A 22,328-nucleotide genomic window follows, 5' to 3' on the forward strand; every position below is an offset into this window, starting at 1 on the left:
GGTTCGGCATCTAGACTGTGGGGGCATCAGCACAGCCGGTATGAGCAGCAGAATCGGTAAAAGTACTCCGCTGTGTCGGTGAGGGTATTGTATTGCTTTAGTGGTGCGTTTCATTGCGCATGGAGTGGTTCGTTAGAAATTGCCGGTAGCTATTTTATTTACTGTCGCTTGAATGATATTGAACGGGCTGTGGCACAACCGGGGCCGCTTACTTAGCCGCGTCCTGGGTTACTGTTCAGTGCCGCCCCGCGTTAATTGAGGATAGCTTCCGACTATATTGCAGGATTTCGGTCGTGAATGAAAATCACTGTAAGTCAATAAGATAAAAGCGCACTTACCGTAAACATTGAAGCCGATAAAGGTATCGGCTCAACGCATTTATCACCTGGATTATCGTACGAATTTCCAAACGGCAACAGGGATCTTATCGTACAGCTTATTCATGGTGAGCTCGGCCAAACGGTGGTCGGCAGCAGAGTAGAACAGCTCTAGTTCGTCATCCGAAAGCTCATACTTATTTTTTTCAATAACGCGTTCCAGGGTGTCAATCGTGGTGCATTTACGTAAACGCATCAGATAGTCAATTTTAGTCATGATAGCCTTTAGTTTTATAAACCGTAGAGTAATTTGGGGATAATTATCCCCTAAGTTTTCATTGTCGTACAGATGCCCTCTCCTGAGAACATTCTGAATAATCGCGCTTTGGTTTTTTGCCAGCGGCGCAAATCGGAATCATTAATACCATAACTGCTAAACAGCGTGTAGGTATCGTCGAGATACTCTTCGACTAACTCCGATAAATCACTTTCGTCCATGTATTTAATTTTATAACTCATCACAAACGAAGCAATATGTTCAATCAACTCGTTAAGCTGGAGGTTGACGGAAGACGTTGGATCGTTCACCCAGCCGTGGTGGCTGTCGCCCAGCGTGGCGATACCTTCATCATACAAATTTTCGCACAAGAATTTGAGCTGAGCAATATCGTGCCTTTTAGGCGAATACTCATCCATATCATCCCCTCCGTAAGTCTTAATTTCGGTGTTGATAACACTCTGTGAGTAAGCTGATTTACATCATGGACGGAGGCAGCTTAACGGTGACAAAATAAACTTTCCGTATAATGAATATAAATCATTTTTTCGCATTTGGCCTGCTGTTATTACGTAAACTTACAATTCATCTGCGGTAGAGGGGCGGGAGTTATCAATGATGTCAAAGGTTAATCCCGTTTCGACAACGCTAAAGGCCACGCTGTCGCTGATGTATTCCTCGGCGCTGATATCCAGACAGGCGTTGAAAATTGTCCATTTATAGCGATAACTCATTGAATACTGGTTGCTGCTCACATTTTGAATATCAAGTATTTCTAATGAGCCCTCGGCGTAACGTGCACTTTCTGAATAAAAACTCAGGCCGCTGGTCAATGCCGGCACCAACTCTGAAATTTTATCGTTAATCATTTTCTTTAGTTTTTTAACGGAAAGTGCTTCCGTCATTGTGTCGCAACGAAGAGTTACATGCATTTAATGTCTGGCCGTACAGCTATCCAATCTATTTATCTTACTCCTTTTTCATCACCTCGTCGGTAAACTTTTCGTTTACCGGGGGGCTTTTTTACAGTTTCTCAACGTTGTTTACTGCTTAATAACCCTGATGTTATTCGGTATATCTCAAAAGGCGTCGCCCCGTTATTCGTTAATCTGCTAATTATCGGTGTAAGCATAACTTTCGTTGTTAAGTTCCGTTACATAAATCAGCGGTGGAGCGCTTGAGGTGTTGATGCTTTTGTGATGTTATACTATAACAAAACATCTTTCTTCTCTCTGGCTATGAAACTGACATCCACACCCGATCAAAATGACGCTGAGTCGTCACTGCATTCCCTGTTCACCGCATCGGCGGGACTACGCTGCGGCATTGCGGCAGCATTGTTGGCCCTGTTGTGGCTGGGCATTCGCTGGGCGGTATTGCTGCCATGATTACGTTGCAACAGGCTGTGGTTGGTTACGGCGGCACTCCGTTGTTTCCACCGCTTAGCGGACATTTCGCTGCCGGCTCTCTGACGGCGGTGGTTGGTGTTAACGGTGCCGGCAAGTCCACGTTGCTGAAAACCTTGGCTGGGCTTTTACCCTTGCAGAGCGGAAGCCTGCTTTTCAATGGCAACAAGTTGCCGCGCATGGCGTATCTGCCGCAGCAGGCTGAGCTGGATCGTCAGTTTCCGATCGTAGTGAGCGATCTGGTGGCTATGGGAAGCTGGCCGCAGTGCGGCATGTTCGGTGGGCTGAACAAGCGCGCGGGGTTGCAGATTGTCGAGGCGCTGGATGCCGTAGGTATGGCGCCGATGGCGAGAACCCCGGTAGGCGAACTTTCAGGTGGCCAGATGCAACGCGTGCTGTTTGCTCGTCTGCTGGTCCAGCAGGCACCGCTGATTTTATTGGATGAACCTTTTACCGGTATCGACAGCGCCACTATCCAGCTATTGCTGCAAGTGATTGCTCAGTTGCATCGACAAGGCAAGACGGTCATCGCGGTGCTGCATGACATGTCGATGGTGGCGAACCATTTTCCACAGGCCTTGTTATTGACGTCACAGTGTTGCCACTGGGGAGCGGCAGATCGGGTGCTGGAACATATTCCGGCGCTGAACGTCGCCAGCCGGCCCCAGTGCCTGAGTGCGGTAGCGCCATGATGCTGCTTGATCCTCTCATCGATCCCTTTGCCTCATTCGGCTTTATGCGCCGTGCGCTGGTGGCCTGCTTTGCGCTGTCGCTCAGCGCTGCGCCGTTGGGGGTGTTTCTGTTGCTGCGGCGCATGAGTCTGGTTGGTGATGCGCTGTCCCATGCGGTGCTGCCTGGGGCGGCGATAGGCTACCTGATTTCAGGCATGTCGCTGGTGGCGATGGGTGTCGGCGGGTTTATCGCCGGGCTGGCGGTGGCGATGCTATCCGGGCTGGTCAGCCGCCGGACGCCGCTGAAAGAAGACGCCAGTTTCGCCGGTTTTTATCTGGGTTCGCTGGCGCTGGGGGTGACGCTGGTCTCACTGCGCGGTTCCAGCGTCGATCTGCTGCATGTGCTGTTCGGTTCTATCCTGGCGGTGGACACGAATGCCATTTTGATGGTGGGTGCGATAGCCAGTTTTTCGCTGTTGGCACTGGCGGTGCTGTATCGCGCCCTGGTGATTGAATCTTTCGACGCCACCTTTTTGCGAGTCAGTGCGCCGCGCTGGCTTGCGCTGATACACGGGCTGTTTCTGGCTCTGGTGGTGATAAACCTGGTGGCGGGGTTCCAGATCCTCGGCACGCTGATGTCGGTGGGGTTGATGATGCTGCCCGCCGCCAGCGCGCGTTTTTGGGCGCGTAACCTGCCGCAGACGTTGGCGGTGGCGATGGGGATTGGCATGCTCTCAAGCCTGATTGGCCTCGAATGGTCTTATTACGCGTCATTGCCCGCCGGCCCGGCGATTGTGCTCAGCGCCAGCGTGATCTTTTTTGGGTCGATTTTGTTTGGGACGCGTGGGGGAATCTATTCTCTCTCGCGCCGTTGAGAAGTGCCAAGTTCAAGGAGAAAGTATGAAACGTTTACCTATTTCGCTGGCGGTCGCTGCTCTGCTGTCCAGCCCACTGGCGATGGCGAAAACCGTTGATGCCGTCGCCAGCTTTTCGATCCTCGGCGATATCGTGAAGCAGGTGGGGGGAGAACACGTCAGGGTCACCACGTTAGTGGGGCCGGACGGCGATCCGCACAGCTTCGAACCTTCGCCGAAAGACAGCAAGGTGTTGTCGCAGGCTGACGTGGTGTTCGTCAGCGGCCTGGGGCTGGAGGGCTGGATCGATCGCCTGGTCGGTGCCTCGGGGTATAAAGGGCAGGTGGCTACTGCATCGCAGGGGATCGACACCCGCCAGATGAGCGAGGATGGCAAGGCGGTCACCGATCCCCATGCCTGGAACAGCATGAAAAACGGGGTGCAGTACGCAACCAACGTGATGAATGCGCTGATTGCCGCCGATCCGCAAGACGCCAATTATTTTCGCCAACGCGGTTCGGAATATATCCAGCAGTTGCAGAAACTGGATCTCTGGGCCAAGACCCAATTTGCCGCGGTACCGCAACAAAAACGCAAGGTGCTGACCAGTCACGATGCTTTTGGTTACTTTGGGCAAGAATATGGCGTCACCTTCCTTGCCCCGGTCGGTTTCTCTACCGAGGCTGAAGCCAGCGCCAGCGACGTGGCCGGTTTGATAAAACAGATCAAACAGGAGAAGGTTAATGCTTACTTTATTGAAAACCAGACCGATCCGCGGTTGGTGAAACAGATTGCCGCCGCCACCGGAGCGAAAGCCGGCGGTGAACTGTATCCAGAGGCACTGTCCAAACCGCAAGGGCCGGCAGCGACCTATGTACAGGCATTCCAGCACAACGTCGATACGTTGTTAGGCAGCATGAAATAAGCCGTAGCGGCCCTGCTGGTAAGGCAGGGCCGCTGGTTGCGTTTCAGTTTCCTTTCTCCATAAAAAAGCCCCGTTGAGCAGCAACGGGGCTTTGCGACAGATGACACTTCAGACGTTAACGTTTTTTCTTGCGTCCCTGCACCGCTTTGAAGCGCGGGTTGGTTTTACAAATCACATAGATACGGCCATTGCGGCGTACGACTTTGCAATCCGGATGGCGCTTCTTCGCCGACCGCAACGAACTTAAAACCTGCATGTTGATTCCCTTTTATTTGCTGCCAAGAAAACGGCCAAAACGCTGCTGGAAGCGCGCGGTGCTGCCTTCTTTGGAGAACTCTTTCTGCTTGCCGGTGTAATACGGATGCGACGCAGAAGAGACGTCGATAGTGACGTACGGCCAATTTTCGCCATCGAGTTCGATGGTGCGATCGGTATTAATGGTCGAACCCACTTTAAAATAGGTGTTGGCACTCAGATCGTGGAACACCACGGTACGGTAGTTTGGATGGATGCCTGCTTTCATGATGCCCTCTCATGTAATGTTATACTATAACAATAATTATGCGCCGCACGGCAGAGCGGATCAAGTACAAAATGCAGCGACAGGCGAATTAATGAGAGTGGTTTGCATTAAGCGAATGAAGCCAAAGAAAAAGGCCGCATAAGCGGCCTTTGTGTTCAGCGGTAAGCGTTCACTGGGTTATCAGTGATGCTCAACCGGATGGCTGTGTTCCACATCCTCAGACTTCTTGCTGAAGCGGCGGCGAACCACCACGAAGAAGACAGGAACGAAGAAGATGGCCAGCACGGTAGCGGTAATCATCCCGCCCATAACGCCGGTACCTACCGCGTTCTGCGCGCCGGAGCCCGCACCGCTGCTGATAACCAGCGGCAGTACCCCGAGGATGAATGCCAGTGAAGTCATCAGAATCGGGCGCAAACGCATGCGCACCGCTTCCAGCGTGGCTTCTATCAGGCCTTTACCTTCTTTATCCATCAGGTCTTTGGCGAATTCCACTATCAAGATGGCGTTCTTCGCCGACAGGCCGATGGTGGTCAGCAGCCCCACCTGGAAGTAAACGTCGTTGTTCAAGCCACGCATGGTGGCCGCCAGCAACGCACCGATAACCCCCAGAGGCAGAACCAACATGACCGAGAACGGAATCGACCAGCTTTCATACAGCGCGGCCAGGCACAAGAACACCACCAGAATCGAGATGGCGTAAAGGGCAGGGGCCTGGTTACCGGACAGACGTTCCTGGTAGGACATACCGGTCCAGTCGTAACCGATGCCGCTCGGCAGCTTGGAGGACAGCTCTTCCATCATGTTCATTGCTTCACCGGTGCTTTTACCCGGTGCCGCCTGACCCAGAATTTCCATGGAAGGCAGGCCGTTATAACGTTCCAGACGCGGTGAACCGTATTCCCATTTCGCTGAAGAGAATGCGGAGAACGGAACCATCTGGCCACTGGTGCCACGGACAAACCACTTGTTGATGTCCTCAGGCAACATACGGAACGGGGCTTCAGCCTGCACGTAAACCTTCTTCACACGACCGCGGTCGATGAAGTCGTTCACGTACGAGCCACCCAACGCGGTGGTCAGCGTGCTGTTGATGGTGGTGATGCTGACACCCAACGCCTTGGCTTTTTCCTGATCGATAATCAGTTTGAACTGCGGCGTATCTTCCAGGCCGTTAGGACGCATGCCGACCAGCAGGTCCGGATGCTGGGCTGCCATGCCCAGCAGCTGGTTACGCGCTTCGGTCAGTTTCTCATGCCCCAGGCCACCCTGGTCAATCAGCTGGAAGTCAAAACCGGTAGCGGTACCCAGTTCGATAATCGCAGGCAGGTTGAACGGGAATACCAGGCCGTCTTTAATTTGCGAGAACGCGCCCATGGCGCGGCCTGCAATTGCCGGCACTTTATTCTGTTCTCCGCTACGCTCGGACCAGTCTTTCAGGCTGACGAACGACAGACCGTTGTTTTGGCCGTTACCGTTAAAGCCGAAGCCCGCAACGGTAAATACCGACACCACGTTGTCTTTTTCTTTGGTCAGGAAGTAGTCGGTGACTTCTTCCAGCACCTTCGAGGTTCGAGCCTCGGTGGCGCCCGCAGGCAACTGCACCATGGTCAGCAGGATGCCCTGGTCTTCTTCCGGCAGGAACGAGGACGGCAGGCGCAGGAACAGCAGGCCCATACCGACGACGATTAGCAGGTAGATCACCAGATAGCGACCGGTGCTGCGCAGGATACTGGCTACGCTGTCGGTGTAGTGGTGGGTGCTCTTTTCGAACATGCGGTTAAACCAGCCGAAGAAGCCGGTTTTAGCCCCGTGATCGCCTTTCTGCACCGGTTTCAGCAGGGTGGCGCACAGCGCCGGCGTCAGAATCAACGCCACCAGCACCGACAGTGCCATCGCGGAAACGATGGTGATGGAGAACTGACGGTAGATCGCGCCGGTTGAACCGCCGAAGAATGCCATAGGTACGAATACCGCTGACAGCACCATGGCGATACCGACCAATGCACCCTGGATCTGCTCCATCGATTTCTTGGTCGCTTCTTTCGGCGGCAGTCCCTCTTCGGACATTACGCGCTCGACGTTCTCTACCACCACGATGGCGTCATCCACCAGCAAGCCTATCGCCAGCACCATGCCGAACATCGTCAGGGTGTTTATCGAGAAGCCAAAGGCCGCCAGTATCGCAAAGGTGCCCAGCAAGACGACCGGTACCGCGATGGTTGGGATCAGCGTCGCGCGGAAGTTCTGCAGGAACAGATACATGACCAGGAATACCAGCACGATCGCTTCGAACAGCGTTTTCACCACTTCGTTGATCGAAATCTTGACGAACGGGGTGGTGTCGTACGGATAAACCACTTTCATCCCCTGAGGGAAGAACGGCTGCATCTTGGTTAACGCGTCTTTTACCGCTTTGGCGGTGTTCAGGGCGTTGGCGCCGGTAGCCAGTTTGATACCCAGGCCCGCCGCCGGTTTGCCGTTGTAACGTGCGGTTACGGCATAGCTTTCGCCGCCACGCTCAATACGCGCTACGTCTTTCAGGCGAACCTGGGAGCCGTCCGTATTCACCTTAAGCAGAATTTTGCCGAACTCTTCAGGAGAGGTCAGACGGGTCTGCGCGATGATTGAGGCGTTAAGCTGCTGGCCCGGTACCGGTGGCATCCCACCCAATTGCCCTGCGGCGATCTGGTTGTTCTGCTCGGTGATGGCGGACGTCACATCCGTCGTGGTCAGTTGGAAATTGTTCAGCTTGCCCGGATCCAGCCAGATGCGCATGGCGTACTGTGCACCAAACAGTTGCACCTCACCCACACCCTGTGAACGGCTGATAGGATCCTTGATATTTGAGGCTACATAGTCCGCGATGTCGTCCTGAGTCATGTTCGGATCGTCGGAAATGAAGCCGGCTACCATCAGGAAGCTGCTGCTGGATTTTTCTACTTTCAGGCCTTGCTGCTGCACTTCTTGCGGTAACAGCGGCGTAGCCAGCGACAGTTTGTTCTGGACCTGAACCTGCGCGATGTCAGGGTCGGTACCGGAGTTAAACGTCAGCGTAATGGTGACGCTACCAGAGGAATCACTGGTGGAGGACATGTACATCAGATTATCGATACCGTTCATGTTCTGTTCGATAATCTGGGTCACGGTGTCCTGCACCGTTTTTGCATCCGCGCCTGGATAGTTGGCGGAAATACTCACCGCCGGTGGTGCAATAGTGGGATACTGCGCGATCGGCAGTTTCATTATTGCAAGCACCCCCGCCAACATGACGATGATGGCGATTACCCAGGCGAAAATCGGGCGATCTATAAAGAACTTAGCCATGTCTTACCGGCTCCTTTTTATGACTTCTGCGCTTCAGACTGCGGCTGTTTTTGCGCCTGAGTGTCAACTTCCTGCACTTTTACCTGAGCGCCCGGGCGGACTTTCATCAGGCCGGTGACAATCACGCGATCGCCGGCTTTCAAACCGTCGGTAACCAGCCATTTGTCGCCGATGGCCTGATCCGCTTTCAGCGTACGCAACTCGACTTTATCGTCAGCGCCCACCACCATCGCGGTAGCTTCGCCGCGCGGGTTACGCGTCACGCCTTGTTGCGGCACCAGCAATGCATCGCTGCGTACGCCTTCGTCCAGACGGGCGCGAACGAACATCCCCGGCAACAGCGTATCGTTCGGGTTAGGGAACAATGCGCGAATGGTGATGGAGCCGGTGGTTTCATCAACGGTAACGTCAGAGAATTCCAGTGTGCCTTCCTGAGCGTATTCCGAGCCGTTTTCCAGCAGCAATTTCACCTTGGCTTTGCCGTTTTCCTGTTTCAGCGCACCGCTGGCCAGTTCTTGCTTCAGACGCAGGAAATCGTTGCTTGACTGAGTCACGTCCACGTACATCGGATCCAGCTGTTGCACGGTAGACAGCGCGGTGGCTTGACCGTTGGAAACCAGCGCGCCTTCTGTCACGGCGGATTTGCCGATGCGGCCGGAGATCGGTGAAGTTACTTTGGTGTAAGCCAGGTTGATGCGTGCGGTTTCCACTGCGGCTTTCGAGGCCACTACGGCGGCTTCTGCCTGCTGCAGCGTGGAAACTGCGGTGTCGTAATCCTGCTTACTGATGTAGTTGGTGCCCAGCAAGGGTTTGTAGCGGTTCACCGTTACGCGCGCGATCGAAGCGCTGGCTTGAGATTTGGCCAGGTCGCCTTTGGCGCTGTCATAGGTTGCCTGATAGGTGGCGGGATCGATCTGATACAGGGAAAATCCTGCCTTGATGTCACTGCCTTCAACAAAATTGCGCTTCAGGATGATGCCGCTGACCTGAGGGCGAACTTCGGCGATACGATACGCAGCAGTGCGGCCAGGAAGATCGGTAGTAATGTTGAGAGGCTCGGCCTTCAATGTCACTACGCCCACTTCGGGAGCCGGTGGTTGGGCGCCTTGTTGTTGGGTTTCCTTATCGTTACATCCTGTAAGTACTAAGCTGCCTGAAAGCATCAGAACTGCCGCCAGAGGCGTTAACCCTCTGTTTTTGTTCATAGAAAAACCTCAAGTGTCCGATTTCAAAATGATCAATGGATCACAAGCTTTAAAACCCATTGCTGCGTTAATTATATGTGCGTGCTATGGTACATACATACGCGAATGTATGTAAATCACACTCCCCCTAAAAAACAACGCCATGGCACGAAAAACCAAACAGCAGGCGCTAGAAACTCGACAGCACATTCTTGATGCTGCGGTGCAGGAATTTTCTGAACGTGGCGTTTCTGCAACGTCACTGACAGATATTGCCACCGCTGCCGGTGTTACGCGTGGTGCTATTTATTGGCACTTCAAGAATAAGGTAGACCTGTTTAACGAAGTTTGGGAATTGTCAGAGTCGAAAATAGGCGATCTCGAAATAGAGTATCAGGCAAAGTACCCTGATAATCCACTGCGTATTTTACGTGAAATACTAATTTATATACTGACGGCGACGGTCGATGACGGCCGCCGGCGAGCGCTGATGGAAATCGTATTCCACAAGTGCGAATTTGTCGGCGAAATGATGCCGCTGCAGGACGCGCGTAAAGTGCTTAGTTTGGAAGGCTACGAGCGCATCGAGTCGGTGCTGCGCAACAGCATGCGTCACGGCCAGCTTCCCGCCGATCTCAATACCCGCCGGGCGGCGATTATCCTGCGCGCTTATATTACCGGCCTGATGGAAAACTGGCTTTTTATGCCGGAAAGTTTTGATCTGAAAGCCGAAGCGGCAGCCCTGGTCGATTCATTCCTCGAAATGACTCAATTCTGCCCGACCTTACGGGTAAAACCGGAAGAGCAGGCGGCCGAGCCGCACAGTGCCGACTGTCATCCTTAAAAGGAGATGCACCATGTCATCCGTTGTGTTGATTGCCAGTGGCGCGGCCTATGGCCAGGAATCACTGTTTAACGCCCTGCGTCTGGGCATTGCGCTGAAAGAGCAGCAGGCCGATCTCAATCTGAAACTGTTTTTGATGTCGGACGCGGTAGTGGCCGGCCTCGCCGGGCAACAGCCGCACGAAGGCTACCATTTGCAGCAGATGCTGGAGATCCTCACCGCGCAGCAAGTGCCGGTAAAACTGTGCAAAACCTGCGCCGACGCGCGTGGCGTCAGCCGGTTGCCGCTGGCAGACGGGGTAGAAATCGGTACGCTGGTGGAACTGGCGCAATGGACTCTGGCCGCCGGGAAAGTACTGACGTTCTGATTCCGCTACATCCGTACATCACCAGCAACGCTTTTCTTATTCGTTGGCTATCTGCGATCGTGATAATCTTTCGGCTTCATTATTGATTCGAAGTCAACTCATGCATCGCAGGTTAGCTAAACGTCCTTTTCTGACGTTACCCTCGTTCTTCGGGGGGGATATCTCCCGCGCCCTCGCACTGTGTTTATTGATCGCCATGTGTGCGGTCTGCCAGCCCGTTGCCCATGCGGCGTTGAACGGCGATGCGCCGTCGCGCAGTGAAATTCAAAACCAGTTTGATGTGCTGAATAAGCAGAAGACGCTGACGCCGGTCAATAAGCTCGCCCAGCAGGATCTGACCCGCACGCTCGAACTGCTGGACGCCATCGAACGCGTCAAACAGGATGGCGCTGAGCTTAAACAGCAGTTGCAGTTGGCACCGGGCAAGCTACGCCAGGTGACCGAGGATCTGGATGCGCTGAAACTCCCTGTGGATAGCGCGGCCGCCAGAGCCGATCTGCTGCCGCTCTCCCTGCGCCAACTGGAAACCCGCCTTTATCAGACGCTGGACGAACTGCAAACCGCTCAGGAAAACCTCTCCACCTATAACAGCCAGCTGGTTTCGCTGCAGACCCAGCCGGAACGGGTGCAAAGCAGCATGTATACCGCGTCACAGCGTCTGCAGGAGATCCGTAACCAGCTCAACGACCAGACGCCGGGCCAAAACTCGCTGCGCGACAGCCAGCAGGTGATGCTGGCAACGGAGCAGGTGCTGCTCAATGCGCAGATTGATCTGCAGCGCAGGAGCCTGGAGGCCAACACCGCCCTGCAGGACCTGTTGCAGAAACAGCGCGATTACACCACCGGGCACATCGACGCTCTGGACCGATCGGTGCAGTTGCTGCAAGAAGTGGTTAACAGCAAACGCCTGACGCTGTCTGAAAAAACCGCCAAAGAGGCGCAGAATCCGGAAGACGCCACGGACATCCAACAGGATAAGCTGGTCAGTAAAGAGCTGGACGTCAATCGCCAACTCAGCCAGCGGCTGATTGCCGCCACGGAAGAGAGCAACATACTGTTTCAACAGAATATCCGGGTAAAGAACTGGCTCGATCGCGGTCTGCAGTCGGAGCGTAACCTGAAGGAGCAGATCCAGGTGCTGAAAGGCAGCCTGGTGCTGTCGCGTATTCTCTACCAGCAGCAGCAAAACTTGCCGCAGGGCACGTTGGTGGCGGATATGGGCACGCGAATCGCCGATTTACGCCTGGATCAGTTTGATATCAACCAGCAGCGCGACGACCTGTTCAAGGGCGACGACTACATCAATAAGCTGCTTGTGGACAGCAAAGAGAAAGCCAGTGCGGACGTGCTCGATGCGCTGAACGAAATCGTCGATATGCGCCGTGAGCTGTTGGATCAGTTGAATAAGCAGCTCAGCAACCAGCTTGCGCAGTCGATCAGCTTGCAGATTAACCAGCAGCAACTGACCAGCGTTTACAGTTCGTTGCAAGATACGCTGACCCAGCAAATATTCTGGGTTAACAGCAACAAACCGATCGATCTGGCGTGGTTGAAAGCCTTGCCGGGCGCGGTCAAAGATCAGATTGCCGCATTCGATTTTAAACTGGACACCGGCAAAATGCTGCAGGGCGGGTTGAATGCGCTGGTGTTCCTCATCCCGATGCTGATTCTGATAGCCCTGCTGCGCTGGCGCTACAGGCTGATCGATACACTCCTGCAAAAGCTGGCTAATGATGTCGGGCAGCTAAAACGCGACAGCCAACTGCACACGCCGAAGGCCATTATACTGACCTTGCTGAAAGTGCTGCCCGGCTCGGCGCTGCTGCTTGGTGCCGGTTTCTGGTGTTACCGCGCGGAAATCGGCCTCAGCGATTTTCTGTGGGCACTGTCGCAACAGCTGGCGCTGTTCTGGCTGATTTTCGGTTTTACCTACCGTACGCTGGCGCCGGGCGGCGTTACCGAGCGCCACTTCAACTTTTCCACCGGACTGTGCGCGCACTATCGCCGGCAGACCCTGCGCCTGGGGTTGGCGCTGCTGCCGCTGATCTTCTGGTCGGTGCTGGGCGAGAAAGCGCCGCTGCGACTGGTCGAGGACGTTATTGGCCAGGTGGTGGTAATGCTGACGCTGGCGCTGCTTGCCGTGCTGGTGTTTCCGCTGTGCCGCGACAGCTGGCGCGAGAAAGGTTCGCACGCGGTGCAACTGGTGATCATCACCGCCATTGCCGCCACGCCGCTAATTCTGCTCGGCCTGATGTTCGCCGGTTATTTCTACACCACGTTGCGTCTGGCCGGCCGCTGGATCGACAGCCTGTATCTGTTCTTCCTGTGGAACATCGTTTATCTGACCGCCATTCGCGGCCTTGGCGTTGCGGCACGTCGCTTGGCTTACCGCCGCGCGCTGGCGCGTCGCCAGAGCCTGGCGAAAGAGGGGGCAGAAGGCGGGGAGCCGATAGAGGAGGCGCCTTTGGCGCTGGATCAGATCAACCAGCAATCGCTGCGTCTGACCACCATGGCGCTGTTCATCATCTTTGCCTGCGCCTTCTACGGCATTTGGTCAGATCTGGTGACGGTGATTTCGTATTTGGACAGCATCACGCTGTGGCATTACACCACGACCGTTGCCGGCGGCAGCGTGCCGCAGGCGGTGACGCTGGGCAACATGATGGTGGCCATCGCGGCGGTGATCGTCGCCTATGTCATGACGCGCAACCTGCCCGGCCTGCTGGAGGTGGTGGTGCTGTCGCGGCTGCAACTGCGGCAAGGGGCCTCTTACGCCATCACCACCATACTGACCTATCTGATCACCACCGTGGGCGCCGTTACCGCGCTCGGATCGCTGGGGGTGTCCTGGGATAAGCTGCAATGGCTGGCCGCCGGGTTGACCGTCGGTCTGGGCTTCGGCCTGCAGGAGATTTTCGCCAACTTTGTTTCTGGTCTGATCATTTTGTTCGAGCGGCCGATCCGCATCGGCGACACCATTACTATCGGCACCTTCTCCGGCTCGGTCAGCAAAATCCGCATTCGCGCCACCACCATTACCGATTTCGACCGTAAAGAGGTGATTATCCCGAACAAGGCGTTCGTTACCGAGCGGCTGATCAACTGGTCGCTGTCAGACACCATTACCCGGGTATTGATCAAGGTTGGGGTGGCGTACGGTTCCGATCTGGACAAAGTGAAAGCGGTGCTGTTGCAGGCAGCGCATGATAACCCGCGGGTGATGACCGATCCGGAACCGCAGGTTTTCTTCCTTAACTTTGGCGCTAGCACGCTGGATCACGAATTGCGTCTTTATGTTCGTGAATTGCGTGATCGCAGCTATACCGTCGATGAACTGAACCGCTCGATCGATCGCCTGTGCCGGGAAAACGACATTAATATCGCCTTCAACCAGCTTGAGGTGTATTTGCACAACCAGCAGGGTAACGAGGTACAGGAAGTGAAACGGACGCTGTCGCAGGATGAGGGCAGCCCGTCGGCAGGATAATGGGATGAAAGTGAGGGATCAGCGCAGGCTGAACCCTTTTTACTGCTCGACGGGCAGGTAGGGCGTGGTGACGCCGTTGCGTTGCAGTTTTTCCTGATAGTCCCGTTTGACAATATCCAGCGCCGCCAGCGCGATGGCTGGATCGATCTCGTTACATTCCAGCAGGTAAATCAGGTCTACCGCCAGCTGCAATTCTGGTGAGGCATTATCTAGAGACATAAAACCAACGTTTTTGTTTAGTAGGTGAATGAATAAGGTGTCGCTTCGGCTGAGTATAGTGAACAAGGCGCGCGGCAGGGAATAATCATTAAAGTATTGTGATAAATCTTCAAAAACCGTTTTCTTTACGCTCGATGCTGCGCTCAATACGCGCCAGCGCCTGTCGGCAACGCACCAGCCTGCCTTCCAATGCCGCCAATTCGTGCTGCAATTTTTGCTGCGCTGCGAATGTGGTTTGCCTGCCCAGCAGGCTTTCCCGATCCTGAATCATCGACATTAACCGGCGTTCATAACCCTGGTGCTCGGCCAGCTTGTGATACAAATCGACCGCCACCACTTCTTTCGGCTGATTTTTACGGCGCAACGCCTGTGTCGCCAGCTCGCGCTGCAGAGCGGTGATCTGGGCCACCAGCTTCTCTGCCAGAAAGGCGACCTGACTGATGCGGCTGTCGTTGGCTGCCGTCTGCAACTGGGCGAAGTTCCTTTGCACTTCCGCCAGATAATCACGCAGCCGGGTGCCGCGATTGGAAAACAGCGCGGCGTCAAAGCGCGCCTGAGGGATAGGGGCGTCGCCACGCGGCGTCACTTCGGCGGCCAATGCCGCGATCTGCTGTTCTAACACCTGTAATAGACGGTGAGTGCTCACGTTGGCTCCATTAAAATTTCACAGGGCTCAGCTTGCCCGCGATCCCGCCGTTAAACAAGCGCGGCGCGCATATTCCGGCCGTTGCGGCTGGTGGCGCAGGGGATGACGGTGATAAAGTAACGCCAGACAGACTAGCGGACAAGGGCTCGCATGACGCGTTGGTTATTGATTATCCTCGGTTGGTTGGCGGTGGTACTGGCGACGCTGGGCGTGGTGCTGCCGCTGCTGCCGACCACGCCATTTCTGCTGCTGGCCGCCTGGTGTTTTGCTCGTTCATCGCCGCGCTTTCACCATTGGCTGCTGTATCGTTCCTGGTTCGGCCCTTATCTGCGCCATTGGCAACAGCATCGTGCGTTGCCGCCAGGGGCCAAAGGGAAGGCGGTAGCGGTGATTGTGCTGACGTTTGCGGTTTCGCTGTGGCTGGTTAAACTCTGGTGGGTACGCGGATTGTTGTTGCTGATGCTGGCTATTCTGCTTACCTTTATGCTGCGTCTGCCGGTTGTTGATCTGTCGCAACAAAAACAGCGCTGATCCTGTCTTATTATACCCCGGAGCTTTCGAGTTGGCCGCTCCGGCGCATTCATGCGCTCGCGGCATTTGTGCATCCCTGTACAACAACGCTGTAACTTGAAAGATGACGGGGATGGTTGCATTTGTCCGCCAGTTTGCATAGATTTGGGCGTTTTCGTGCGCGGGCTGCTTCCCATTCCTTCTTTATACTGGGCTGGGTGACGCGGTTTGCGCGCAAGTCTTCAGGTAGTTTTATCAGGCAATAATTATGACCGCTACTGCGCAGCAGCTTCAGTTTATTAAAGACAGTATCAAAACCATTCCGGATTACCCGAAGCCGGGCATACTGTTCCGTGACGTCACCAGCCTGCTGGAAAACCCGCTGGCTTACGCGGCCAGCATTGAATTGCTGGTTGAGCGCTATCGCGATGCGGGTGTGACCAAAGTGGTTGGCACCGAAGCGCGCGGTTTCCTGTTTGGCGCCCCGGTGGCGTTGGCGTTGGGCGTGGGTTTTGTGCCGGTACGCAAGCCGGGCAAGCTGCCGCGCGCGACCCTCAGCGAGAGCTATGAGCTGGAATACGGCACCGATCAGTTGGAAATCCACACCGACGCCATCGTGGCCGGCGATAAAGTGCTGGTGGTTGACGATCTGCTGGCGACCGGTGGTACCATTGAGGCCACCGCGAAACTGATCCGCCGCCTGGGCGGGGAAGTTAAAGACGCCGCTTTCATCATCAATCTGCCGGAGCTCGGCGGCGAAGGGCGTTTAAATAAGCAGGGCATCGAATGCTACAGCCTGGTCTGCTTCGCAGGCCACTGATCCTGCATTGTCCCAATGCCACAACGGCCTCGCGGATCGCCGCGGGGCTGTGTTAGCATGACCCTCTAGATTCCTCGACTTCTCCGGTATTAATGAGCTATCAGGTTCTTGCCCGTAAGTGGCGCCCTCAAACGTTTGCAGATGTTGTCGGACAAGAACACGTCCTGACGGCGCTGGCTAACGGCCTCTCGCTGGGGCGGATTCATCACGCCTATCTGTTTTCAGGCACGCGCGGCGTGGGTAAAACCACCATTGCGCGCCTGCTGGCCAAAGGCCTGAACTGTGAAACCGGCATCACCGCGACCCCGTGCGGCCAATGCGATAACTGCCGCGAGATTGAGCAGGGGCGCTTTGTCGATCTGATCGAGATCGACGCCGCGTCCAGAACCAAGGTGGAAGACACCCGCGATCTGCTGGATAACGTCCAATACGCGCCCGCCCGCGGCCGTTTCAAAGTTTACCTGATTGACGAAGTGCACATGCTCTCGCGTCACAGCTTCAATGCGCTGTTGAAAACGCTGGAAGAGCCGCCTTCGCACGTGAAGTTCCTGCTCGCGACCACCGATCCGCAAAAGCTGCCGGTGACCATTCTGTCACGCTGCCTGCAATTCCATCTCAAAGCGCTGGATGTCGATCAGATCCGCAACCAACTGGAAACGGTGCTGCAGGCGGAGAAAATCACCAGCGATCAGCGTGCATTGCAACTGTTGGCGCGCGCCGCCGACGGCAGTATGCGCGACGCGCTCAGCCTGACCGACCAGGCGATTGCCATGGGGCAAGGTCAGGTGACGACCGTCACCGTCAGTCAGATGCTGGGCACGCTGGACGACGAACAGCCGCTGGCCATCCTTGAGGCGCTGGTGAGCGCAGACGGCGAAAAGGTCATGGCGCAGGTCGCGCAGGCGGCTTCTCGCGGCGTAGATTGGGAGAATTTGCTGATCGAGACGCTGGCGCTGTTGCACCGCATTGCGATGGTGCAATTGCTGCCGTCGGTACTGGATAATCATTACGCCGCTATTGAACAAAGGCTGCGTGAACTGGCGCGCACCTTGCCGCCGACAGACGTACAGCTTTATTACCAAACGTTGCTGGTAGGGCGCAAAGAGCTGGCTTTTGCGCCGGATCGCCGCATGGGGGTTGAGATGACCCTGCTGCGTGCGTTGGCGTTTCACCCGAAAGCGGTGATCCCGGAGCCGGTGGCGCCGGTGCAAATGGCCCCTGCGCAGATAGCGCAGCCGCGGGCCCCTTCTGCCCAGCCGCCACAGTTTCAGGACGTGCCACCGCCGTTAGGGCAGGCCGTACCGCAAAACAATCAACCGGCGAATTTACCGGATGCCACCGCGCAGTTATTAAAAGCGCGCACCCAACTGCTGCGGCAGGGAGCATCCACACCAAAAAAGAATGAGCCGGCGGCGCCTGGAAAAGCGCGGCCGGCAAACTCAGCACTGGAGCGCTTGGCTTCAGTGACTGAGCGCAGCCAGCAGCGCCTGGCGGAAAAACAGGTGCAGGAAAAACCGGCCAAACCGGAAGCCTACCGTTGGCGGGCGTTGACCGAGCCGGAACCGGAGCCGGAACCGCTGGCGACGCCGAAAGCGTTGCGCACCGCACTTGAGCATGAGAAAACGCCCGAGCTGTCGGCCAAACTGGTGGTTGAGTCGCTCGAGCGTGACCCCTGGGCGGCAGAGATCGATAAGCTGAAAATCCCGAAACTGGTGCAGCAACTGGCGTTGAACGCCGTGAAACAACAGCTGGAACCAGGCAAAATTTGTCTCCGCCTGCGGTCTTCGCAGCGCCATCTGAATTCGCCTTCGGCGCAGAAGGTGCTGACTGACGCGCTCAGCGAGTTGCACGGCAGCCCGGTTGAGTTAACCGTGGTGGAAGATGATAATCCGGCGGAGCGGACTCCGCTGGAGTGGCGGCAAGCCATTTATGAAGAAAAACTGGCGCAGGCGCGTCAGTCCATCGTTGCGGATACCAATATCCAGACACTGCGCCGGTTCTTCGACGCGGATCTGGATGAAGAGAGTATTCGCCCCCTTTAAACGCTGCGCAAAGTGCGCGGCCCTAGCGACGAGAGACGACTATGTTTGGTAAAGGCGGTCTGGGCAACCTGATGAAGCAAGCCCAGCAAATGCAAGAAAAAATGCAACAGATGCAGGAAGAAGTCGCCAAATTGGAAGTGACTGGCGAATCTGGTGCTGGCCTGGTGAAAGTCACCATTAACGGCGCGCACAACTGCCGTCGCGTGGAGATCGATCAAAGCCTGATGGAAGACGATAAAGAGATGCTGGAAGACCTGATCGCCGCTGCGTTTAACGACGCTGCGCGCCGCATCGACGAAACCCAGAAAGAGAAGATGGCGTCTGTTTCCAGCGGCATGCAATTGCCACCTGGCTTTAAGATGCCGTTCTGATGCAAACCAGCCCGCTCCTTGAAACATTAATGGAGGCGTTGCGCTGCCTGCCGGGCGTTGGCCCGAAGTCAGCCCAGCGCATGGCGTTCCAGCTGCTGCAGCGCGATCGCAGCGGCGGAATGCGCTTGGCGCAGGCGCTGACCCGAGCCATGTCGGAAATTGGCCACTGTGCCGATTGCCGCACTTTCACCGAGCAGGATATCTGCACCATTTGCGCCAATCCACGCCGTCTGCAAAACGGCCAGATCTGCGTGGTGGAAAGCCCGGCTGATATTCACGCCATTGAGCAGACCGGTCAGTTCGCCGGGCGCTACTTTGTGCTGATGGGCCACCTGTCGCCGATGGACGGCATCGGGCCTGGCGATATCGGTCTGGATCGGTTGGAGCAACGGCTGGAAAAGGAAAGCATTACCGAAGTGATCCTGGCCACTAACCCGACGGTGGAAGGCGACGCAACCGCCAACTACATCGCCGAGATGTGCGGCCAGTATGGCGTGGTCGCCAGCCGCATTGCCCACGGCGTGCCGGTAGGCGGCGAGTTGGAGATGGTCGACGGCACCACGCTGTCGCATTCGCTGGCCGGCCGCAACGTCATCAAGTTTTAATTTTTTCCCTGACGGGGTCCATGCGGCCCCGTTATTCCCCCGCAAAAATTTCCCGCCAGCCGCTTGAAAAACAACACGCTTGTCCCCACTTACTCCTCATTGTCCGATTTTGGTAGCCACTGTCTTTGAGGTAATCTGAGTATGAAAGGTCAAGAAACCCGCGGTTTCCAGTCTGAAGTAAAACAACTGCTTCATTTGATGATTCATTCGCTGTACTCCAATAAAGAAATTTTCCTGCGCGAGCTGATCTCCAATGCCTCAGACGCCGCCGACAAGTTGCGCTTCCGCGCGCTGTCTGCGCCTGAGTTGTATGAAGGCGACGGCGAGCTGCGTGTGCGCCTATCCTTCGATAAAGATCAGCGCACGCTGACCATCGCCGATAACGGCATCGGCATGAGCCGCGATGAAGTGATCGAGAACCTCGGCACCATCGCCAAATCAGGCACTAAATCATTCCTGGAATCTATCGGTTCCGACCAGGCCAAAGACAGCCAGTTGATCGGCCAGTTCGGCGTCGGTTTCTATTCGGCGTTCATCGTGGCGGATAAAGTCACCGTGCGCACCCGTGCCGCTGGCGCAGCGGTGGATCAGGGCGTGTTCTGGGAGTCTGTCGGCGAAGGCGATTACACTATTGCCGATGACACCAAAGAAGATCGCGGCACCGAGATCACCTTGCATCTGCGCGAAGGCGAAGATGAATACCTCGATGCCTGGCGTCTGCGCTCGGTGATTGGCAAATACTCCGATCACATCGCGCTGCCGGTTGAAATTGAAAGCAAAAACGAAGAAGACGGCACCGTCACCTGGGAAAAAATCAACAAGGCGCAGGCCCTGTGGACCCGCAGCAAGGCGGACGTCACCGACGAAGAGTACAAAGAGTTCTACAAACACATCGCTCACGACTTTACCGATCCGCTGAGCTGGAGCCACAACCGGGTAGAAGGCAAGCAGGAATACACCAGCCTGCTGTATATCCCGGCGCAGGCTCCGTGGGACATGTGGAACCGCGATCACAAACACGGCCTGAAGCTGTACGTGCAGCGCGTGTTTATCATGGACGACGCCGAGCAGTTCATGCCGAACTACCTGCGCTTTGTGCGTGGCCTGATAGATTCCAACGATCTGCCGTTGAACGTCTCGCGTGAAATCCTGCAAGACAGCCGCGTGACGCAAAACCTGCGCGGTGCGTTGACCAAGCGCGTACTGCAGATGCTGGAAAAACTGGCTAAAGACGATGCTGAAGGCTACCAGAAGTTCTGGCAGCAGTTCGGCCTGGTGCTGAAAGAAGGCCCGGCAGAAGACGGCGGCAACAAAGAGGCCATCGCCAAGCTGCTGCGCTTCGCTTCTACCCAGGGTGACAGCTCGGTGCAAACCGTCTCGCTGGAAGAGTACGTAGGGCGTATGGCGGAAGGGCAGGATAAAATTTATTACATCACTGCCGACAGCTATGCCGCCGCCAAGAGCAGCCCGCACCTGGAGCTGTTCCGCAAGAAAGGCATCGAAGTGCTGCTGCTTTCCGATCGCATCGACGAATGGATGATGAGCTACCTGACCGAATTCGACGGCAAGCCATTCCAGTCGGTCAGCAAGGCGGACGAAGCGCTGGACAAGCTGGCAGATGAAACCGAAGAGCAGAAGGCCGCCGAGAAGCAGCTTGAGCCGTTTGTCGACCGTGTGAAGACGCTGCTGGGCGATCGCGTGAAGGACGTGCGTCTGACGCACCGCCTGACCGATACGCCGGCCATTGTCACCACCGGCGCCGATGAAATGAGCACCCAGATGGCAAAACTGTTTGCCGCTGCGGGCCAGGAAGCGCCGGAAGTGAAATACATTTTCGAGTTAAATCCGGAGCATGCGTTGGTCAAACGCGCATCCGATGTGGGTGATAACGAACAATTCGCCGAATGGATCGATCTGTTAATGGATCAGGCACTGCTGGCCGAACGCGGTACGCTGGAAGATCCAAACCAGTTTATCCGCCGTATGAATAAGTTGTTGTCGGTCTAATCCCGGGTTTATGCGCCCTTAGCCGTTCGGTTAGGGGCGCATTTTTCGCTTTTCTGCCTGATATCCCCCGTTTTACCCACTCTGTTGCCCGTGCTGTTCCGCAATCGATTTCCTTGCGTACCTTGAGCCAGCCCCCCCGGAAATGGTATGGTTGAGCGTTTTCGCAATTTTATAAAAACTACATAGCAAGGGGATTTACGCAATGCGTATCATTCTGCTGGGCGCTCCGGGCGCTGGTAAAGGTACTCAGGCTCAATTCATCATGGAGAAATACGGTATTCCGCAAATCTCCACCGGTGATATGTTGCGCGCAGCCGTGAAGGCCGGCAGTGAACTGGGCAAACAGGCGAAAGAAATCATGGACGCCGGCAAGCTGGTGACCGATGAGCTGGTAATTGCACTGGTCAAAGAACGCATCACTCAGGAAGATTGCCGTAACGGCTTCCTGCTGGACGGTTTCCCGCGCACCATTCCACAGGCTGATGCGATGAAAGAAGCCGGTATCAACGTGGACTACGTGCTGGAATTCGCCGTGCCGGACGAACTGATCGTCGATCGCATCGTTGGCCGCCGCGTGCATGCGCCGTCTGGCCGCGTGTATCACGTTAAATTCAATCCGCCGCAGGTGGAAGGCAAAGACGACGTGACCGGCGAAGAGCTGACCACCCGTAAAGACGATCAGGAAGAAACCGTGCGCAAGCGCCTGGTGGAATACCATCAGATGACCGCACCGCTGATTTCCTACTACAGCAAAGAAGCGGAAGCAGGCCACACCCAATACCGTAAAATCGACGGCACCCGTAAAGTGACCGAAGTGAGCGCTGAACTGGCGACCATCCTCGGCTGATCGATTTTTATTGCTGTGCATAGCGCCAGGCCTTATCGGTCTGGCGTTTTTTTTCGCCATTTTCCAGCCGAACTGTGAT

General features: G+C 55.7%; 23 protein-coding genes and 1 other annotated feature. Of the genes, 14 read left to right on the forward strand and 9 right to left on the reverse strand.

Features of this window, described 5'->3' with window-relative positions; genetic code table 11:
* Positions 1 to 390: 390 nt before the first annotated feature.
* The 3 genes from SERAS12_RS05340 to SERAS12_RS05350 all read right to left on the reverse strand — a co-directional run bounded on the left by SERAS12_RS05340 (position 391) and on the right by SERAS12_RS05350 (position 1,499).
* Positions 391 to 594: an HHA domain-containing protein gene (locus tag SERAS12_RS05340; RefSeq protein ID WP_006322256.1), complete on the reverse strand. Its 204-nt coding sequence runs from the start codon at positions 592 to 594 to the stop codon at positions 391 to 393.
* A 50-nt stretch (positions 595 to 644) separates the two neighbouring features.
* Complete coding sequence (gene tomB, locus SERAS12_RS05345) at positions 645 to 1,013, reverse strand: Hha toxicity modulator TomB (protein ID WP_004949348.1); 369 nt, start codon at positions 1,011 to 1,013, stop codon at positions 645 to 647.
* Positions 1,014 to 1,172: 159 nt separating this feature from the next.
* The gene (locus tag SERAS12_RS05350; protein ID WP_013811775.1) at positions 1,173 to 1,499 is read right to left on the reverse strand and encodes a hypothetical protein; all 327 of its coding nucleotides are present in this window, start codon (positions 1,497 to 1,499) and stop codon (positions 1,173 to 1,175) included.
* Positions 1,500 to 1,832: 333 nt separating this feature from the next.
* On the opposite strand from SERAS12_RS05350, the gene SERAS12_RS26400 reads away from it, so the two are divergent.
* The 4 genes from SERAS12_RS26400 to SERAS12_RS05370 are packed head-to-tail and all read left to right on the forward strand — an operon-like array spanning position 1,833 to position 4,450.
* Positions 1,833 to 1,982: a hypothetical protein gene (locus SERAS12_RS26400; protein WP_168157926.1), complete on the forward strand. Its 150-nt coding sequence runs from the start codon at positions 1,833 to 1,835 to the stop codon at positions 1,980 to 1,982.
* Positions 1,979 to 2,692, forward strand: coding sequence for a metal ABC transporter ATP-binding protein (locus tag SERAS12_RS05360; RefSeq protein WP_013811776.1), 714 nt, complete (start codon positions 1,979 to 1,981; stop codon positions 2,690 to 2,692). Before SERAS12_RS26400 ends, SERAS12_RS05360 begins: the two co-directional genes overlap by 4 nt.
* A complete protein-coding gene (locus tag SERAS12_RS05365; protein ID WP_013811777.1) occupies positions 2,689 to 3,546 on the forward strand; it encodes a metal ABC transporter permease in 858 nt (285 codons plus the stop codon). The genes SERAS12_RS05360 and SERAS12_RS05365 overlap by 4 nt, the downstream gene beginning before the upstream one ends.
* Before the next feature lie 25 nt (positions 3,547 to 3,571).
* On the forward strand, positions 3,572 to 4,450 hold the full coding sequence (locus tag SERAS12_RS05370) for a metal ABC transporter substrate-binding protein (RefSeq protein WP_013811778.1): 879 nt from the start codon (positions 3,572 to 3,574) through the stop codon (positions 4,448 to 4,450).
* A gap of 115 nt (positions 4,451 to 4,565) precedes the next feature.
* Here the strand turns inward: SERAS12_RS05370 and ykgO are convergent, their stop codons facing one another.
* The 4 genes from ykgO to sdeX all read right to left on the reverse strand — a co-directional run bounded on the left by ykgO (position 4,566) and on the right by sdeX (position 9,505).
* A complete protein-coding gene (ykgO, locus tag SERAS12_RS05375; protein ID WP_013811779.1) occupies positions 4,566 to 4,706 on the reverse strand; it encodes a type B 50S ribosomal protein L36 in 141 nt (46 codons plus the stop codon).
* Between the two features lie 12 nt (positions 4,707 to 4,718).
* Positions 4,719 to 4,973: a type B 50S ribosomal protein L31 gene (locus tag SERAS12_RS05380; RefSeq protein ID WP_004949355.1), complete on the reverse strand. Its 255-nt coding sequence runs from the start codon at positions 4,971 to 4,973 to the stop codon at positions 4,719 to 4,721.
* A gap of 180 nt (positions 4,974 to 5,153) precedes the next feature.
* Positions 5,154 to 8,300, reverse strand: a complete 3,147-nt coding sequence (gene sdeY / locus SERAS12_RS05385; RefSeq protein ID WP_013811780.1) for a multidrug efflux RND transporter permease subunit SdeY — start codon at positions 8,298 to 8,300, stop codon at positions 5,154 to 5,156.
* A 17-nt stretch (positions 8,301 to 8,317) separates the two neighbouring features.
* Positions 8,318 to 9,505: a multidrug efflux RND transporter periplasmic adaptor subunit SdeX gene (sdeX, locus tag SERAS12_RS05390; RefSeq protein WP_013811781.1), complete on the reverse strand. Its 1,188-nt coding sequence runs from the start codon at positions 9,503 to 9,505 to the stop codon at positions 8,318 to 8,320.
* A gap of 142 nt (positions 9,506 to 9,647) precedes the next feature.
* On the opposite strand from sdeX, the gene acrR reads away from it, so the two are divergent.
* The 3 genes from acrR (at position 9,648) to mscK (ending at position 14,182) form a co-directional block, all read left to right on the forward strand.
* Positions 9,648 to 10,328, forward strand: coding sequence for a multidrug efflux transporter transcriptional repressor AcrR (acrR, locus tag SERAS12_RS05395; RefSeq protein WP_013811782.1), 681 nt, complete (start codon positions 9,648 to 9,650; stop codon positions 10,326 to 10,328).
* Between the two features lie 13 nt (positions 10,329 to 10,341).
* Entirely contained in the window at positions 10,342 to 10,695 is a 354-nt protein-coding gene (locus tag SERAS12_RS05400; protein WP_006322283.1) for a DsrE/DsrF/TusD sulfur relay family protein, read from the forward strand.
* A 100-nt stretch (positions 10,696 to 10,795) separates the two neighbouring features.
* Entirely contained in the window at positions 10,796 to 14,182 is a 3,387-nt protein-coding gene (gene mscK / locus SERAS12_RS05405; RefSeq protein WP_013811783.1) for a mechanosensitive channel MscK, read from the forward strand.
* Positions 14,183 to 14,221: 39 nt separating this feature from the next.
* Here the strand turns inward: mscK and rsmS are convergent, their stop codons facing one another.
* Positions 14,222 to 14,401 carry a pleiotropic regulatory protein RsmS gene (gene rsmS / locus SERAS12_RS05410; RefSeq protein ID WP_013811784.1) on the reverse strand — a complete coding sequence of 60 codons (180 nt, stop codon included), beginning with the start codon at positions 14,399 to 14,401 and terminating at the stop codon, positions 14,222 to 14,224.
* Positions 14,402 to 14,510: 109 nt separating this feature from the next.
* Positions 14,511 to 15,047, reverse strand: coding sequence for a primosomal replication protein PriC (gene priC / locus SERAS12_RS05415; RefSeq protein WP_013811785.1), 537 nt, complete (start codon positions 15,045 to 15,047; stop codon positions 14,511 to 14,513).
* 150 nt (positions 15,048 to 15,197) lie between these two features.
* Between priC and SERAS12_RS05420 the strand changes: the two genes are divergently transcribed.
* From SERAS12_RS05420 to adk, 7 genes are all read left to right on the forward strand, one after another.
* Positions 15,198 to 15,578 carry a DUF454 family protein gene (locus SERAS12_RS05420; RefSeq protein WP_013811786.1) on the forward strand — a complete coding sequence of 127 codons (381 nt, stop codon included), beginning with the start codon at positions 15,198 to 15,200 and terminating at the stop codon, positions 15,576 to 15,578.
* A gap of 247 nt (positions 15,579 to 15,825) precedes the next feature.
* Positions 15,826 to 16,377, forward strand: a complete 552-nt coding sequence (gene apt, locus SERAS12_RS05425) for an adenine phosphoribosyltransferase (protein WP_013811787.1) — start codon at positions 15,826 to 15,828, stop codon at positions 16,375 to 16,377.
* Positions 16,378 to 16,469: 92 nt separating this feature from the next.
* Positions 16,470 to 18,419 carry a DNA polymerase III subunit gamma/tau gene (gene dnaX, locus SERAS12_RS05430; protein WP_013811788.1) on the forward strand — a complete coding sequence of 650 codons (1,950 nt, stop codon included), beginning with the start codon at positions 16,470 to 16,472 and terminating at the stop codon, positions 18,417 to 18,419.
* Positions 17,752 to 17,816, forward strand: a sequence feature (DnaX frameshifting element). (Overlaps the previous gene by 65 nt.)
* 41 nt (positions 18,420 to 18,460) lie before the next feature.
* Positions 18,461 to 18,790 (forward strand): YbaB/EbfC family nucleoid-associated protein, encoded by a 330-nt coding sequence (locus SERAS12_RS05435; protein WP_004949379.1) that lies wholly within the window; start codon positions 18,461 to 18,463, stop codon positions 18,788 to 18,790.
* Entirely contained in the window at positions 18,790 to 19,395 is a 606-nt protein-coding gene (gene recR / locus SERAS12_RS05440; RefSeq protein WP_004949381.1) for a recombination mediator RecR, read from the forward strand. The genes SERAS12_RS05435 and recR overlap by 1 nt, the downstream gene beginning before the upstream one ends.
* Positions 19,396 to 19,536: 141 nt before the next feature.
* On the forward strand, positions 19,537 to 21,402 hold the full coding sequence (htpG, locus tag SERAS12_RS05445) for a molecular chaperone HtpG (RefSeq protein ID WP_013811789.1): 1,866 nt from the start codon (positions 19,537 to 19,539) through the stop codon (positions 21,400 to 21,402).
* 202 nt (positions 21,403 to 21,604) lie between these two features.
* Positions 21,605 to 22,249: an adenylate kinase gene (gene adk, locus SERAS12_RS05450; RefSeq protein ID WP_013811790.1), complete on the forward strand. Its 645-nt coding sequence runs from the start codon at positions 21,605 to 21,607 to the stop codon at positions 22,247 to 22,249.
* Positions 22,250 to 22,328: the final 79 nt, after the last annotated feature.

The organism is Serratia sp. AS12 (genome assembly GCF_000214195.1).
Taxonomy (GTDB): domain Bacteria; phylum Pseudomonadota; class Gammaproteobacteria; order Enterobacterales; family Enterobacteriaceae; genus Serratia; species Serratia plymuthica.